Here is a 16,547-nt window from a genome sequence, read left to right as displayed (position 1 = left end):
TGATTCACCCACCCCGGCTCAATCGGCGCATGCGCTCGCTCGGCGTCACGATGTCCGTCAAGCGGATGCCGAACTTGTCGTTCACCACGACCACTTCGCCCTGCGCGATCAGGTAGCCGTTCACCAGCACGTCCATGGGCTCGCCGGCCATGGCTTCGAGCTCAACCACCGAGCCTTGCGCCAATTGCAGGATGTGCTTGATCGGAATGCGCGTGCGACCCAGCTCCACCGTGAGCTGCACGGGGATGTCCAGGATCATGTTGATGTCGTTGCCCGCTGTCGAGCCGCTGGTGGGCGCGAAGTTGGTGAACGACGCCGGTGCGACCTGTTCGGCCTGTGTCTGCATTCCGCCCGAAGAGCCGGCGGGGGCGGGGGGGGCTTCGGCGAGCGCGGCAGCCCACTCGGCCGCCATCGCGTCCTCGGCGCTCATCTCTCCACTGGGCAGGGCGGAATTGTCAGGTGGCATTCTGGTCTCCAAGCCAGCCGAGGTTCGAGCTGGTCAACAGTTGATCGACCTTCAAGGCGTACTTGCCGTTGGAGGTGCCGTAGTGGCATTCGAGGATGGGCACCCCTGCGACCTTCGCGTGGATGGCGGGTTGCAGATCGAGTTCGATGAAGTCACCAGGTTTGAACGACAGCAGCTGCTCGACGGTGGCGGGTGCGGTGGCAAGTTCTGCCACCAGGTCCACCTCGGCCGACTGGATCTGCTGCTTGAGCAGGTTCACCCAGCGGCGATCGGGCTCGTTGCTGTCGCCCTGGATCGTTGAGTAAAGAACGTCGCGGATTGGCTCGAGCGTCGAATACGGAATGCAGAAGTGGATGGTGCCCGTCGTGTCGCCGATTTCCAGTGTGAACGAGGTGGCCACCACGATTTCGCTGGGCGTTGCGATATTGGCGAACTGTGGCTGCATCTCCGAACGCTGGTATTCGAGTTCCAGCGGGTAGATGCCCGTCCAGGCCTTGCGGTATTCGGTCGTCACCACCTCGACCAGGCGCGTGATGATTCGCTGCTCGGTCGGTGAAAAATCGCGGCCTTCGATCCGAGTGTGGTACTTGCCGGCACCGCCGAAGAGCGCGTCGATGACGGCGAACACAAGCGTCGGATCGCACACGATCAGGCCCGAGCCGCGCAAGGGCCGCACGCTCACGATGTTGAAGTTGGTCGGCACCACAATCTCACGCAGGAAGGCGCTGTACTTTTGCACCTTGGTCGCGCCGATGGAGATTTCCGGGCTCTTGCGGATGAAGTTGAACAAGCCAATTCGCACGTTGCGCGCGAATCGCTCGTTGATGATTTCCATCGTGGGCATGCGCCCGCGAACGATGCGTTCCTGGCTCGCGATGTTGTAGTCGCGTATGCCCCCGGCCTCGACCTCTTCGGTTTCGAGCTTCTGGCTTTCGCCGGTGATGCCCTGCAGGAGTGCATCAACTTCGTCCTGCGAAAGGATTTGCTGGTTCATTCAGTGGCTCACTGAATGATGAAGCTCGAGAAATGGACGTGGCGCACGGGACTGTCCTCCATCGAGGCCTTGTTGCCTTTTCCCTCGGCCGGTTCGCCCTTGTCGCCTTCAGACTCACCATCGAGTTCAATGCCCAGCGGTTTCACCGCTTCGCGCATGATTTCAGCGGCGAGCTTTTCCTTGCCGTTGCGTGTCAGCAGTTCTTGCGAAGTCTTGTGCGCGAGCACCAGCAGCACGCCATTGCGGATCGCGGGCATGTAGGCTTTCAACTGGTCGGCGAACTTGGGGTCTGAGAGCTCGAGCGTGAGGCCGATCTGCGCATAGCGCTCGGCCTCGTGGTCGGCGAGGTTCACGACGAAGGGGTCCAGCGGCAAGAAGGCGGGCGGGCTGCCATGTTCGTTCTTGTGCGCGGCGTGGTGGGCTGCCGCGCCCTCTTCGACCTCGTCGCTGTTGGCCGCAGCTTCGGCCGCAGCGCGTTTTTTCTTCCAGACCAAGGCGCCGCCACCCGCGCCCCCGGCCAGCAGCACGGCTGTGGCAATCAGGATGACAAGTTTCTTCTTTTTGCGAGGCGAAGTCGCGCCGACGTCTTCAACGACGGTCTCGGCGGCAGCAGCTGACATGGTTTCTCCTTGGGGGCGTCGCCTGCGCATGGCCTTGGCCATCCACGGGCAGGTGATATGGAGAAATTGTCGCTTTGGGCGCCGAAACGGATTGAGGGATAAGGGGGGGAATCAGGGCTCTGTGTCGGGATCGGTATGGCTTCCTCCGTGGAGACGGAGCAATACACAAATCCATCGGTCTTATTGCATAGCGTGGAACACAGGCTTGACGCGACACTAGCGTGCGCGGATTCTTATGCGTAGAGGTCGACGCCGCCCTGTGACATCCTCACGGTCGAGCGGCGGGTCGGTGCCGACTGAACGTCGTTCGAGCCATTCACCCGGCGCGACGAAGACGCACCGGGCCGGAGTTCCCCGCCTTTTCGATCCGCCTGCCCGCGAGAATGCTGTGACACCCCGCCGCCGGCCAGCGTGAAACCTGCATCCCTCAACGCCGACGCCAGCTCCGGCAACCCGGACTCGATGATCTGCCTCGTCGCCAGCGAATCGGCACCGAAATCGACCTGCGCCCGCGTGCCGTCGAGCGCGATCTGTACCGAGATAGGACCCATGTCGGCAGGGTTCAGGTGCAGCTCTGCATGCTGAACCCCGTCGCGGGCGAGCACGCCCACCTGCACTCCGAGCGCTTCGTTGAATTCGGGCGATGTCGCGGGTGTGACTACCGTCACCGACACGGGCGGTGCAGCGGATTCGACCTGGGGTGCACTGTGCGCCGCAGCCACGTGGCTCGTGCTCGCCAGCTCGCGCAGTGACGGCACTTCCAGGCGTTGCTCCACGCGTTCTTGCGAGTCCTTGCGGCCGATGAGCTGTTCGTCGCCGGACACGCGTCGCGCCAATTCGGAAGCTTCGGCGACCGAGGCCGCTGCGTCGGCGAATTTGAGGTCTCGCTTGGCATCGTCCGCATCGACGCGTGCCGCCTCTTGCGCACCACGCGCTGCAGTGGCAGTGGATTGAACCGCCTCATCGGCGGGAAGCGCGGTGGCCGTGGATGTGCTCAAAGGCAACGCTCCCGCGCCTGGCATGGCCGTCGCTGACGCTGAGTCGCCGGCAGTCTGCGGCAACGCTGGTGGCATCGCCGCTGGCATCGCCGGGGGGAGATTCATCGAGGCAGCCGCATTCGGGTCCGTGTCCTTTTTGTCGACGTCTTTCGCGCTGTCCTTCCCGCGAGCGTTGCCTTCGACAGGGTTCGCGTGTGCCTGCGGCTTGGCCGCGTCCCGGCCATGAGCGGACAGCCGTGGCGCATTGCGTGCCGTGCCGCGACGCGCAGCAGCAGGCGCCTGACTGGCATCAGTCTCCGGGACCTCGGTCTTGGCAGGTTCATTCCCCTTGGAGGCCGACTCCACCTTCGCTTCAGGCTTGCTGTCCGAGCGAGTCGACTGTGCATGTCCGAGCTTTGCCGCCGGCTGCTTCTGCGCCGACAGGATCTTGCCGAACGGACTGTCTTCGCCGGTCAGTCCGTTCGCGCCTGGCATGGCAGGGGCCACCGCAAGGGGTGACGCGTTCGTGGTGCTGGCGATTTGCATGGCTGCTCGTCGAAGTTTTTCAGTGAATGATCAGGCGGCGTGCGACGTGCCCATGCCAAAGGCCGAACCCGCATAGCCCCAGGCCATGCGCGAGCCGAATTCATCGGTCTGCTTCTGGTCCTGGCGATCGGCCGCCAGGCGCAACTCCCGCGCGCGGCGCTCGATCAATTTGCGCACCGAAGCCACACGCACTTCCTCTTCCGCAAGTTTGGCGCGTGTGCGCTGCACATGCGTCTGCCCATGGCTGCACACGCGCTGCTGCTGTTCGACGGCCTGTGTCAGCCGCTCCATGAAACCGCGGTAGCAGTGCACGAGTTCCATGCGGCCCTCGCTCTTGAACTGCGTTGCCCAGCGCAATTCGTACTCGCGGCGATAGGCCAGCAACTGGTCCAACTGTGCGACAGCGGCTTGGTGCGATTGCGATGCTTGTTGCATTTGTGCCCAGGCCTCGTCGCGTTCGCGTTCGGTCAGTGCGAGCAGGGCCATCAGCGGTTGCATAGGGTTCATGTCTCTCTTTACTGGTGGTTGGGTTCAGCCTCTGGTGCAGTGTTCCCGCGTGGAACACTGCACTAGGCCTGGACGACGGCACGAAGCTGGCTCACGCACATCGTCAACGGGGCACATTCATTCATGTCTTGCTGCAGCAAACCCATCATCAGCGGGTTCAGCCGCACGGCCATGTCGAGTTCGGCGTCATGGCCCGGGACATAGGCGCCCAGTTGAATCAGGTCGCGCGCCTTGTTGTGTCGGGCATGGAGCTGGCGGAAACGGCGGGCCGCATCGACATGCGGGCCATCGGCCACGTTGGTCATCACGCGGGAGATCGATTTCTCGACATCGATGGCCGGGTAGTGACCAGCTTCGGCCAGTTCGCGCGACAACACGATGTGACCGTCGAGAATGCCTCGCGCCGCATCGGCGATCGGGTCTTGCTGGTCGTCGCCTTCGGACAGCACGGTGTAAAAGGCGGTGATCGATCCGCCGCCTTCGAGTCCGTTGCCGCTGCGCTCCACGAGTTGGGGCAGCTTAGCGAAGCAGCTCGGTGGATAACCCTTGGTGGCCGGCGGCTCGCCAATGGCCAGCGCAATTTCGCGTTGCGCCATCGCATAACGGGTGAGCGAATCCATCAGCAGCAGCACGTGGGCCCCGCGGTCGCGGAAATGTTCGGCAATCGCGGTCGCGTAGTTCGCACCTTGCATGCGAGTCAGCGGCGGCGCATCGGCAGGAGCAGCCACGACAACGGAACGGCGCAGGCCTTCTTCGCCGAGGATGTCCTCGATGAACTCTTTCACTTCACGGCCGCGCTCGCCGATCAGCCCGACCACGATCACGTCGGCTTCGGTGTAGCGGGCCATCATGCCCAGGAGCACCGACTTGCCGACGCCGGTGCCGGCGAACAGGCCGATGCGCTGGCCGCGCCCGACGGTGAGCATTGCGTTGATCGCGCGTACGCCGGTGTCCAACGGCCGGCGAACCGGGTCGCGGTCCATGGCGTTGATCGGGCGGCGTATGAGGGGTTCGTTGTGCACTGCCTCGATCGGGCCCTTGCGGTCGATCGGGTGGCCGGTGGAATCGACCACACGTCCGAGCAGCCCGTCGCCGACGGGTAGATGAAGCGTGCGGTCTTCGCTGCGGCGCCAGGGGTGGTGCGGCGCGCCGAGGCGCATGGGAACGACGGGGGCTTGCTTGGGCACGACGCGGGCGCCGCTTGCGAGGCCGTGAACGTCGCTCGTGGGCATGAGATAGGTGCGCTCGCCGTTGAAGCCCACGACTTCGGCAAGCACGGGCGGCTGGCCGGGCTGACGAACTTCGCAGACGGAGCCGACGGGGACGCGGATGCCTGCAGCTTCGAGCACCAGGCCGGACACTCGAATGAGCAGGCCCTGCGTTTCGAGCGGATTCGGATCGGCGGAGAAGCGTTGCATGTCCGCGAGATAGCGGTGCCATTTCTCTGCGGTGGCGAGGGCGCGCGATTCAAGCGGGGATGTGATCATGTCTTCGTGGCCGTGGTGAATTCAGATCTTGGGCGTTGGCGGGAAAGCACATCCCCGGATATCACCCTGGATGTCTGCGCTATTCATCCGGCGTCTCCCAAGGCTCTTCGTGCCCGAGCGACACCAGGGCCCGCTTCCACCTTGCCGCGATGCTCGCGTCGGCCACGCCGATGTCCGACTCCACAAGACAACCACCGCGCGCAATCGACACATCGGCCAACAACCTCGCCCCGCGCGAAGCCAACACTTCCGCTGCGCCTTGCGCCACCAGAGCGTGATCGTCGGGATGCACGCGAACCGTGATCTGCCGCGCACTCATCAGCAAGTTGTCGAGCGCTTCCTGCGCGACTCCCGCCACCATTTGCGGCTGAGCCATCAATTCGCTGCGCACGATCTGCCGCGCGAGCTGAATGGCAGTCACGGCCAGCGCGTGCGCCATGTCCTGCTCCAATGCATCGAGCGCCAGCCCGGACGACTGCACGAGCTGCCCGATCTGTGTCGACATCTGCGCAGCAAAGCTTTGCTTGAACTGTTCGAGTGCCGCGAGTCCGTCGCGGTACCCATCTTGATAACCGCCTTGCCGCGCTGCGTGCAGCTGTGCACCGATGTCCGGCATCGGCGGCTTTTCAGGCTCCGGCGGCGGCGCGCGGAACACGCCCGACTGCGGCGTCTCCTTGCCCGCGCCACCGATCGTGCCGGGGCTCCACGTCGCGAATGAGCCCAACTCCTCACGCGGAATGAAGCGGGCATACACCGAAGGCTTTGCACCCTCCGGCGCAGGCACATTCCTGACTGACGACTTAGGCTTATTCACGGCGACCATTCATAGCCCGGGGGCAATCTTTTCTATGACACACAACACGCTGCCCATCTTCCAGGGCGCAAGGGAGGAGGGCAGTGACGACGAGGTCAGAGGTACTCATCGTCACTGCCGCCGCCCAACACGATCTGCCCTTCGTCTGCCAGGCGGCGGACGACCTTCAGCATTTCCTTCTGTTCCGATTCGACTTCGGACACACGCACCGGGCCGCGCGACTCGAGGTCTTCGCGCAGCGTTTCGGCCGCACGCGTCGACATGTTCCTGAACACCTTCTCGCGCATTTCGGGCGTGGCGCCCTTGAGCGCGATGACGAGCGACTCGGACTGCACTTCCTTCAGCAGAGCCTGGATGCCCTTGTCGTCCACCTTTTCCAGATCGTCGAAGGTGAACATGTTGTCCATGATCTTCTGCGCGAGCTCGTTGTCGGCTTCGCGGATGTAGTCGAGCACGGCAGTCTCGACACTTGCACCCATCATGTTGATGATTTCAGCGGCCGGTTTCACGCCGCCCAGCGAGGTCTTGCGCAGCTTGTCGCCGCCGGCGAGCACCTTGCTCATCACTTCGTTCAGGTCTTTCAGTGCCGAGGGCTGGATGCCGTCGAGCGTGGCAATGCGGACCAGCACTTCGTTGCGCTGGCGTTCGGTGAAGACCTTCAGCACCTGAGACGCCTGGTCGTGGTCCAGGTGCACGAGGATGGCCGCCACGATCTGCGGGTGTTCGTTGCGCAGCAACTCGGCCACCGAATTCGCGTCCATCCACTTCAGGCTCTCGATGCCGCTGATGTCGCTGCCTTGCAGGATGCGATCGAGCAGCAAATTGGCCTTGTCGTCACCCAGCGCCTTGCGCAACACAGTCTTCACATATTCGTCGGTGTCGGCAACGAGCATGCTCTGATCGCCGGCCAGGACCGAGAATTTCTCGAGCACATTGTCGACGCGCTCACGCGTCACGGCCTTCATCTTGGCGATGGTTTCGCCCAGGCGCTGTACCTCTTTCGGCGCGAGATGCTTGAAGACCTCGGAAGCCTCTTCCTCGCCAAGCGACATCAGCAGAATGGCTGCGTCCTCAACGCCTTGATTGTCCATGGAGTTCATTTGGGCAACCTTGGCGTTCTCATGTGCTCTCGCCACTCACCCAACCGCGAACGATGCTCGCCACCGCCGCAGGGTTTTCCTTGGCCAGTTGTCGCGCGCCAAGAAGTTGCTCGGTCGAGCGCGGCGATTCGATGCGAGGAGGCGCCGGCAGCACGAGGTCATCGGCCACCACGTTCAGGTTCTCGCCGGGTATCGGCTCTGGCCTTGACAGCAAGGCTTTCATGGTTGGGCGGATCAGACCAAAGAACACGAGCATGGCAACGAGTGCCAGGGCGGCCGGCACGGCGGCAGCGCGCAACATGTCGACCACCTCGGGTTGCTTCCACCAGGGCAAGTCGTTTTTCGTGGTCGGGTCGAGCTTGAAGGGCGCATTGATCACCTTGACCGAGTCGCCGCGATCCTTGCTGAAGCCGATGCTTTCGCGCACGAGGGCGGTGAGCTTGTCCATCTCGTCGGCAGTGAGCGCGACCTGCGTGGTCTTGCCCTTGGCATCCGTGACGCTGCGGTTGTTGACGACCACCGCGGCGTTCAAACGCTTCACGGTCCCCGTCGCATTGCGTGTCACGCGAACGGTTTTGTCGACTTCGTAGTTGGTGACGGCGTCGCGGCGGCTGTTGTTCGTTGCACCACCGCCTTGCGCGGCCTGCAGCGGCTGTGCGGCGCCTGTGAGGGGAGCGGTGGCGGGTACCGGCGGCTGGTTCGATGCCGCGCCGGGAATGCCGCTCGGCTGTGCCGCCGTCCCGCCCGATTGTTCGGTGGTCTGCTGGCTGCGGATGGACGTGCTCGCGTTCTGGCCCTGGTTGGGCTTGAACTCTTCCGAGGTGGCTTCGGTTTGAGAGAAGTCGACGTCGGCGGTCACGGTGGCACGCAGGTTCTCGCGACCGATCACGGGCTCGAGCAAGTCGAAAATGCGCTTGCTGTAGCCCGACTCGATCTGATTCACATACTGCAATTGCTGCGCGTCGAGGCCTGCTCCGTTGTTGCCTTCCGAGGACGAGAGCAGGGCGCCGGTCTGGTCCAGTACGCTCACCGCCTTCGGGTTCATCTCGGGCACGCTGCTCGCGACCAGGTGCACGATGCCCGCGATTTGCGAGCGGTCGAGCGTGCGGCCTGGGTGCAGAGTCAACAGCACGGAAGCGCTTGGCTTTTGCTGTTCGCGAAAGAAGCCGTTCTGGTTAGGCAGCGCGAGGTGGACTCGCGCACTTTGCACTGCAGCCAGCGCTGTGATCGAGCGGGTCAATTCGCCTTCGAGGCCGCGTTGGAAGGTCAGGCGTTCCTGAAACTGCGTTTGGCCGAAACGGGCGCCGTCCATCAGTTCGAAGCCGGCAACCGATCCCTTTGGCAACCCGGCAGCGGCCATTTTGAGTCGCACGTCGTAGACCTTGGCCGCAGGCACGAGGATGGCCGATCCGCCGTCTGCATGCTTGTAGGGGACGTTCATCTGCGACAACTGCGCAATGATTGCGCCGCCGTCCTTGTCGGACAGGTTGGCGTAGAGAACCTTGTAGTCGCCCTGGCTACTCCACATCGTCATGGCGAGCACGACGCCCACCAGGGAGATCAGGCCGAGGCCAAGTGCGAACTTGCTGCGACCCGGCAAAGCTTGCAGCCGTGCACCGAAGCTGTCGCTTGCGATCACAGCTGTCGGGTTCTTTATGGCGATTGCGTTGTCCATCTGCCTGGCTGCTTGCTCTGTGAGCCGAAATATCGGCCCGAATAAGCCGCTGCGAAGCGACCCCTTGGATGAGTCGATTATTCGCAACTTGAGTGTGTAAGAAGCCGTGAACAGCCCGACAAACTGGCCCCAGTTCGCGGCCATGGCCGGGGCAGGGCTCCAGTAGCATTTGCACACCCGAAGAAGCCTTCTTCAGGAGCACGTCATGAACGTCACCAGCCTCAAACCCTTCGATTTCGCGCAAGCCGTCGCCCGCGCCGGGCTCGACACGAACGGATTGCCCGTCAACAAGGGCAAGGCGGTGCAAGGCGCCGACTTCTCTTCCGCCCTGACCCAGGCGCTGAAAGGCGTGAGTTCTTCACAGAACCAGGCGGCTGAGATGCAGCGGCAAGTCCAGATGGACAACCCGACGGTGTCCATCGAAGAGACGATGGTTGCGATGCAAAAAGCGCAGATCGGGTTCCAGGCGACGCTGCAGGTTCGCAACAAGCTGGTGCAGGCTTATTCGGACATCATGAACATGTCGATCTAAAAGGCTGAGAGTATTTCGATCATGCCCGCTCATCACGCCAAAAGCCCCCTGCTCGTCGTTGCAAATGCTCGCCATAGCCAGGGCTATGGCTGCGCTTTGCGCCTAGGGGGTGGTCTTCCCTTCACCACCGCCTCTCTGAAGAACGCAATCGCGGAGCCGACTTTGCTCGGGTCCGCGAGGCTTTGCAACCCCAGCCAGGTGCCGGACAGCGTGGCGGCAGAATCCCGGATCCCCTCGATCATGCGGGGAAGGTGACGCGAGTGAGCCGAATGGAGTTGTGCGCCGACGCTGTCAGTGGCCACAGCTTCCGCTCCAACGCCCCTCGTGACCTGCACAAGTTGGCGGCCTGCGCTGAACTGTTAGCGGGCACGGCCAGCGCGGACGTCGGCCGGCAATACTTCGGTCACTTCGCGTGTTCGCCCCGTCGTAGGTTCCAGCAGCGTTCGCCAATTCGAACTTGCAATTGGCAGCGACTCGGATGCCGGCGATCCGCCATTGACTTCTAGGCGTTGAGCGCAGTCCTCCACCGGCGCTCAAGTCTTCACTTCGACCACCTGTTTCGGGCTGTAGCCCTCAAGCAGCCGGCGCAGAACCGCCATGCCTGCCGCGCCGCAGCGCACTCTCGTATTCAGGATCACACCTCATTGGCAAGACTGCCGCTCACAATCTGGTCAGCCTTCGCCGAAACTCCCGCCCCCACCACAGGCAGCTCCAGCTCAAACCAGAAGGTGCTGCCCTGCCCGGGCTGGCTCGCGACTCGGATATCGCCCCCCATCAGGCGTACATATTGCTGGCTGATCGCCATGCCCAGACCCGTACCGCCCAGACGTCGCTGTTCCTCGCCCACTTGCTCGAACGGCAGGAAGATCGCGTCCAATTGCGCAGCTTCGATGCCGACCCCGGTATCCTGCACCTCGAAGCGCAGCCGCGAAGGCGACACGGCGCGCACCCGCAGCGCGACCTCGCCGCAATCGGTGAACTTGACGGCATTGGACAACAGATTGAGCAGCACTTGTCGCAGCCGTCCTTCGTCAGCCCGGATCCACAGGGGGACCTCCGGCGCGATGTCGCAGACAAACGCCAGACCCTTCTGTGCCGCTCTGACGTCAACGATCTCGACAATGGTGCGCGCGAATTTGGGAAGCTCCAGGTCGGTGAAGTAGAGCTCCATCTTGCCGGCTTCGATCTTGGCCAGATCCAGGATGTCATTGATGAGTCTGAGAAGGTGATCGCCGCTTTTCCGGATCACGTTCACCCTGGCTCGCTGCCGTTCGCCCAGTGTCTGGTCGCGCTGAAGGATCTGGGCATAGCCCAGGATGCCGTTGAGCGGGGTGCGCAGCTCGTGGCTCATGTTGGCCAGGAACGCGCTCTTGGCGGCATTGGCCGCTTCGGCGCTCTTGCGGGCGGTGCGTTCGGCTTCGGCTTGCCGGCGTTCGGTCAGGTCGAGCACGAACGCGAAGCCTTGTTCTTGCGAGCCTTCGAGGAGGGTGAAACCGATCAACACCGGGACCAGGCTGCCGTCCTTGCGGATGTATTCCTTTTCGTACGGCGTGCATTTGCCGGTGGCGCGCATTTCGGCCGTCTTCTGTTCATCAAGGGAGCGGTAGGTCGCCGGAGTAAGGAAGGTCCATTGCAATGTTCCGGACAACAGGTCGTCGCGGCTATAGCCGAGCATGTGCAACAGTGCATCGTTCGCTTCGCTGATGCCGCCGTGCACATCAAAGAAAAGGATGCCGATGATATTGGATTCGACCAGTTGCCGGACCCGTGCTTCCCGTTCACGCACGTCGGTATAGAGCCGGGCGTTTTCGAGCGAGATGGCGGCCTGGCTGGCCAGCAGTTCCAGCACCTTGGCCCGGTCCGGGGAGAAGGCATGGGTGGCGAGGTTGTGTTCCAGGTAGAGTACGCCGATCAGCTCGGATTGCCGGAGAATGGGCAGACACAGAAGGGATTTGGGGTGGTGTTGTGAAAAGTAAGGGTCTGCTGAAAAGGGATGGGAAGCGCAAGTATCCATCAGCAACACCTGTTCCAGGCTGCGCCGGACGTAGTTGAGGATGGCCGTGGGCAAGGCAATTTCAGGTGACGTTGGCCCGGAATGCAGCCGCACCTGCACACTCTGCTGCGCGACGTTTGCGTCGGCAGCAAGCAGCAGATCGTCATGGTGGGCCAGCAGCAGGAGGCCGGTCTGGGCTCCTGCGCTTTCGAGCATGATGCGCATGAGGGTGTCGATCACTTCGTCGAGCACGATGCGGCCGGAGATCGCTTGCGAGGCTTTGGTCACCGACAGCAGATCCAGCTGGGTTTCTCCTTCGGCCGGGGTGGCGGGAGGGCGCCCCCTGCGTTCGCGCAATTGCGGATAGCGCTCGTCGAGCTGGCGTACCTTGCCGTCGGCGCCCCAGCGCGCATAACAGCTGCGCGCCTGTTCCAGATAAGGATGGGCGGGCCGCGCGAGCCCGCGCGCCAGATAGAACCTTGCGGCCACTTCGCTGGCGATCGCCTCGTTCTGCACGAAGCCGTTCTCGCGGGCCGATTGCATGGCGTCTTCGTAGAGGCGCATCGCTTCAGCATCGCGCCCTTCGAGACGGGCGATCTCGGCCGAGACCAGCGCGAACTTGTCGTGGTACGTGGGCGAATAGGTCTGCGCCCAAGCGCGCAACTGCGCCTGATGCGCCGCCAACAGTGCGCGCCATTCGCGCTGCTCGTCGGCGCACGCGCTCTCGTAGCGGGCTGCCATGACCAGCGCGGCGTAGTAATGGTAGTCCAGCAATAACACGGACATGGAGGTCATGCTCCACGACAGCGCTTCCGTCTTTTCGGCCGCCACGCGAGCGGCGACATGGTCGCCCGATAGGAAGCATCCCTGCATCTTGAGGAGCCAGTACCGGCAAACCACTCTGGAGGTCCGGCCCTCGGCCAGTCTCGCCTCGAACGCCGCCTCGTCGAACGCCGCTTCATCGAACGACTTGCCGCCCGACGTCTCCGGTTGCGCCCGTACATCGTCGAAGGAGGACAGGCCTGCGGTTTTGCCCTGCAGACTGGCGATGAAGCGCTGTTGGCTGACGATCATGTCCACCCCATCCTGGAATTTCACTTTTCGAGCAAATTCCAGGCACTTTTCCGACTCATGCCATACGGCGTCGAGGGGAGCGCCTTGCAGGAGATATGTTTGGGCAATATTGACCCAGGCGTTGCAAGCGTAGAAAAAATCTCCTGTCTCGATCCCCGCCCGGACAGCCACCGAAGACAATTCGATCGGCACGTTGAGCGCTTGGGTCCACCCGGCATTGATCGCCGCAATGAGGTAGGCCTTTGCCCTGTAGCTAGCGAAACCGTACTTATCGACAAGTACACAGCCGAGCTTGCTGAAACGATAGCCTTCGGCGTAACGCTTAAAGTGGCCGCAGAGCGCTGCGAAGCTGCCGCAGGCCCATGCGAATGCACCGGTGATGCCGTGACGCAGGCCCAGGTTCATCACCCGGCTAGTGAGCAGGGAAAGCAATTGGGGGTCAAGAAAGTTTATCGCGGGTGCCAGCACCGCGAGGATATCCATGGCGGCTTGGATCTCCGGATCGGTTGTCAGCGGCAAGTCGATGAGGCTCTCGATCGACCGCTCGCCCAGCGCTTGCCACACCTGCTCATACTCGCGCCGGGCCTGATCCTGGGTCGGATGCGACGGCGGGTCGATCCCGAATTCGCGCAAGCACGCCAGTCCGCTTTCGATGGCCTGCGTGTTCTCCGCTTTGATGAGGTGCAGGTCGACTTTCAGCCGGTAGGCAGCTGCCAGATCGAGCTTCGAAGTGGCGGTGCGCAGCAGCGTGGCGATGAGCCGCTCGGCGGTGTCGAAGTCGCCTCGCAAGAGTTCGCATTCCGCGCGATCGAGCCACAGGCAAAACTGCAGTTCATACCGGCTTTTCCAATCCGCCTCGTCGAACAAGACCATGCCGGCCGACAGATAGCTGCAGGCCGATGCGTACGCCGCCGACGCCTTGGCCTTGCGCCCGGCGCGCAGATGAATTTCGGCCACCCGCGCATTTTCGTCCGGGTCGGTCAGCAACTCGGCGCCCCGGTTGAATTGATTTGCCAAGTCGAACAGATGGCGGTCGATTTCGTCGGCGGTCAGGCGCGCGGCGAGCGTGCGGCCGATGTGCAGGTGGACTTCGGCACGGCGCGTTTCGGGTGTCAAGGCATACGCGGCCTGCTGAATCCGGTCGTGCAGGAATTTGCCATGACCGTTGGCAAGCACAATCAAATCTTCATGGACCGCCGCCGACAGGCGCTGCCCGGTCTCGTCTTCGGCCAGTGCGCCGACCAGCGCGAGATGGCGCAGGTCGAACTTGTTGCCCAGGCAGGCGGCCAGTTGCAGCGTTTCCTGCGCCGGCTGGGGTAGCCGCCGCAGCTTGCCGGCCATCAGGTCGGCCACATTGTCGGCGAAATCCCGGCGCCTGATCTGATCGAGATCCCAGCGCCACGCATGCGCTTGTGGATCGTGCCGCAACACCCCTTCCTTGTGCAAGGCATCGAGGAACTGGGTAAAGAAGAACGGGTTGCCCTCGGTACGCTCGAAGACCACCCGCGAGAGCGGCTCGCAGGAGGACAATGGCGCATGCAGCGTGTCGGCGATCAGTTGGTTTAGATCCATGCAGGACAGCGGCGGAAGCCGGATGCCCACCATGGTGGCGCCGCTGTCGCGGATCGCTTCCAGCGTGCCCGTCAACGGATGGGCGGCATTGACCTCGTTGTCGCGGTAGGCCGCAATCAACAGCAGGAAACGCGTGTCCGGCTGAGTTAGCAGGTGCTCGATGAATTGCAGGCTGGCCGCATCGGCCCACTGCATGTCGTCGAGGAAGAGCGTCAGCGGGTGTTCCTGGTTGCCGAACACTGCCACGAAGCGCTGAAACACGAGGCGGAATCGGTTTTGCGCCTCGGCCGGCGGCAGCGCCGCGACCGGCGCCTGCGAGCCGATGATGAGTTCGACCTGCGGCAAGACATCGACGATCAACTGGCCGTTGACGCCGACGGCGGCCTGAATCTGTTGCCGCCAGCCGGCAATGCGCTCCTCGCTCTCGGCCAGCAGTTGCTGCACCAGGTCGCGCAATGCCTGCGCGAGGGTGGCGTACGGGATGTCGCGCTGGTACTGGTCGAATTTGCCGGCAACGAAGTAGCCGCGCTGTTCCTTGATCGGTCGATGCAATTGACCGACGAGCGCGGACTTGCCGATGCCCGAGTAGCCCGAGACTGTGATCAGCGCCGCCTGGCCGGTTGCCGCCATGCGATCGAACGCGGCCAGCAGCACCGCGATTTCCTGCTCGCGCCCATAGAGCTTGCGCGGGATCTGGAACCGGTCTGAAAAATCCTCGGCTCCCAGCGGAAAGGGGACGATGCGTCCGGATGAGCGCTCCTGCGCCAGACACCGATCGAGATCGGCGTGCACGCCGTGCATGCTTTGATACCGGTCTTCCGGCAGCTTGGCCAGCAACTTCATCACAATGTCCGAGATCGGCTGCGGCACGTCGGGTGCGATGTCGTGCGGGGGAGTCGGGATGCGGGCGATATGGCAATGCGTCCACTCCAGCGCATCGTTCGCGGCAAACGGCAACTGGCCGGTCAGCATGCGATACAGCGTGATGCCGAACGAATAGAAATCGGTACGGTAATCCACCTCGCGATGCATGCGTCCGGTTTGTTCGGGTGACAGATAAGCCCAGTCGGTGGGTCGGGCGGCGCGACCCTCGGATGAAAAAGCCTGACCCTCGCGGGTGGCGAGGCTGACATCGGCCAGCAGGACGCGATGACTCTCTCGGGCCACGAGGAGGTTGGCGGGGCGGATATCGCGATGGATTATGCGGGCCGCATGCACGCCGGCCAGGGTCTGCGCGAGTTGGCCGGCGATATCCACGCAGACGGGCCATGCCAGGCGCGGATGCCGCCCCAGAAACAACTCCAGCGATTCGCCTGCGAAGTCGTCCAGCGCGTCCAGCGTCATCGTCAGATGTTCGCCCTCACTGATCAAGGCAGCCGGTTGGATGAGGCCGACAATATCGAGCGATTGCAGCAGCGCGTATTCATCCCTGAAATGGGTGGGGGTGATGGCGCTGCCATTGTCCGGATCGAAGCGCTTGAGCAGGGCCGGCTTGCCGGTGTCCAGATGCCGGGCGCGATACAGATGGGCATCCGCTGTCGTGCCAAGGTGTTCCAGTACTTGATAACTTTCAGTCATGGCCGCCGTTCAACGGGTTCGTGTCAGGCTTACGACTTTGATTCGAATCCACCAACAAACTTGAACTGACTGTCCGCATACCGGTTCGACGAACGAAGAAATGCCAGATTACCGAATTCCTTCGGATACAAGCGCGGCCGGGGAAAAATAATCTTCCGGCCGACGCACGACGACTCGGTATTGCTGTTGTTGCTCATTGGACAGGTTGATAGCCGCGTATCCGCCCTTTAACAGATCATAGAAGACGTGCGTCACAACAACTGCACCCGGCTGTTCGGGGGCCAGCACAGGGATGACGTGCCCGACGTGCCACAGCTGACCACCCGCATCCCAGCCATCGGAGAGGAATGCTTGCCAGCTGTCTTCATCGAGATAGAAGCGCCGCTTCGGCATCACATGACGTTTGCCTGGCGCCAAGGTGGCCTCCACCACCCACACCCGATGCAACTCCCATCGCATCTGGTCCGGATTGAGATGCCGTGGCCCGAGCACCTGATTCACCTTCGCCAGATGAAAGCGTTGGGTGTTATAGGGCACGAACATCTCCTTCTTGCCCACCAGCTTCCAGTCGTATCGATCCAGATTGCCGATGAATAGAAAACCCTCGTCACT

At 62.8% G+C, this 16,547-nt stretch carries 12 protein-coding genes; 1 reads left to right on the top strand and 11 read right to left on the bottom strand.

Annotated elements, in window-relative coordinates; genetic code table 11:
• Nucleotides 1-4: 4 nt before the first annotated feature.
• The 9 genes from fliN to fliF form a co-directional block, all read right to left on the bottom strand.
• Nucleotides 5-466 carry a flagellar motor switch protein FliN gene (gene fliN / locus AC30NL_RS13310; RefSeq protein ID WP_489464479.1) on the bottom strand — a complete coding sequence of 154 codons (462 nt, stop codon included), beginning with the start codon at nucleotides 464-466 and terminating at the stop codon, nucleotides 5-7.
• Nucleotides 456-1,460: a flagellar motor switch protein FliM gene (fliM, locus tag AC30NL_RS13305; RefSeq protein ID WP_489464478.1), complete on the bottom strand. Its 1,005-nt coding sequence runs from the start codon at nucleotides 1,458-1,460 to the stop codon at nucleotides 456-458. Before fliM ends, fliN begins: the two co-directional genes overlap by 11 nt.
• Before the next feature lie 8 nt (nucleotides 1,461-1,468).
• Nucleotides 1,469-2,080: a flagellar basal body-associated FliL family protein gene (locus tag AC30NL_RS13300; RefSeq protein ID WP_489464477.1), complete on the bottom strand. Its 612-nt coding sequence runs from the start codon at nucleotides 2,078-2,080 to the stop codon at nucleotides 1,469-1,471.
• Nucleotides 2,081-2,313: 233 nt separating this feature from the next.
• A complete protein-coding gene (locus AC30NL_RS13295) occupies nucleotides 2,314-3,603 on the bottom strand; it encodes a flagellar hook-length control protein FliK (RefSeq protein WP_489464476.1) in 1,290 nt (429 codons plus the stop codon).
• Between the two features lie 30 nt (nucleotides 3,604-3,633).
• Nucleotides 3,634-4,110, bottom strand: coding sequence for a flagellar export protein FliJ (gene fliJ, locus AC30NL_RS13290; protein WP_489464475.1), 477 nt, complete (start codon nucleotides 4,108-4,110; stop codon nucleotides 3,634-3,636).
• Nucleotides 4,111-4,172: 62 nt separating this feature from the next.
• Nucleotides 4,173-5,597, bottom strand: coding sequence for a flagellar protein export ATPase FliI (fliI, locus tag AC30NL_RS13285; RefSeq protein WP_489464474.1), 1,425 nt, complete (start codon nucleotides 5,595-5,597; stop codon nucleotides 4,173-4,175).
• Between the two features lie 79 nt (nucleotides 5,598-5,676).
• Nucleotides 5,677-6,411: a FliH/SctL family protein gene (locus AC30NL_RS13280; protein ID WP_489464473.1), complete on the bottom strand. Its 735-nt coding sequence runs from the start codon at nucleotides 6,409-6,411 to the stop codon at nucleotides 5,677-5,679.
• 95 nt (nucleotides 6,412-6,506) lie between these two features.
• Nucleotides 6,507-7,502, bottom strand: a complete 996-nt coding sequence (fliG, locus tag AC30NL_RS13275) for a flagellar motor switch protein FliG (protein ID WP_489464501.1) — start codon at nucleotides 7,500-7,502, stop codon at nucleotides 6,507-6,509.
• A gap of 28 nt (nucleotides 7,503-7,530) precedes the next feature.
• A complete protein-coding gene (fliF, locus tag AC30NL_RS13270; RefSeq protein WP_489464472.1) occupies nucleotides 7,531-9,186 on the bottom strand; it encodes a flagellar basal-body MS-ring/collar protein FliF in 1,656 nt (551 codons plus the stop codon).
• A gap of 205 nt (nucleotides 9,187-9,391) precedes the next feature.
• Here fliF and fliE point away from each other — a divergent pair, with 205 nt between their 5' ends.
• Nucleotides 9,392-9,718 carry a flagellar hook-basal body complex protein FliE gene (gene fliE / locus AC30NL_RS13265; protein WP_489464471.1) on the top strand — a complete coding sequence of 109 codons (327 nt, stop codon included), beginning with the start codon at nucleotides 9,392-9,394 and terminating at the stop codon, nucleotides 9,716-9,718.
• 634 nt (nucleotides 9,719-10,352) lie between these two features.
• Here the strand turns inward: fliE and AC30NL_RS13260 are convergent.
• Both AC30NL_RS13260 and AC30NL_RS13255 read right to left on the bottom strand, forming a co-directional pair.
• Nucleotides 10,353-15,935: an AAA family ATPase gene (locus AC30NL_RS13260; protein ID WP_489464470.1), complete on the bottom strand. Its 5,583-nt coding sequence runs from the start codon at nucleotides 15,933-15,935 to the stop codon at nucleotides 10,353-10,355.
• A gap of 108 nt (nucleotides 15,936-16,043) precedes the next feature.
• Nucleotides 16,044-16,547, bottom strand: a 504-nt coding sequence (locus AC30NL_RS13255; RefSeq protein WP_489464469.1) for a DUF1329 domain-containing protein, incomplete at its 5' end; no start/stop codon positions are given.

It is taken from the genome of Rhizobacter sp., from assembly GCA_021153565.1.
In the GTDB taxonomy this organism is placed as follows: Bacteria; Pseudomonadota; Gammaproteobacteria; order Burkholderiales; family Burkholderiaceae_C; genus Albitalea.
The sequence above is the reverse complement of the archived record's forward strand: the minus strand, read 5'-3'. Positions and strand labels throughout refer to the sequence as shown.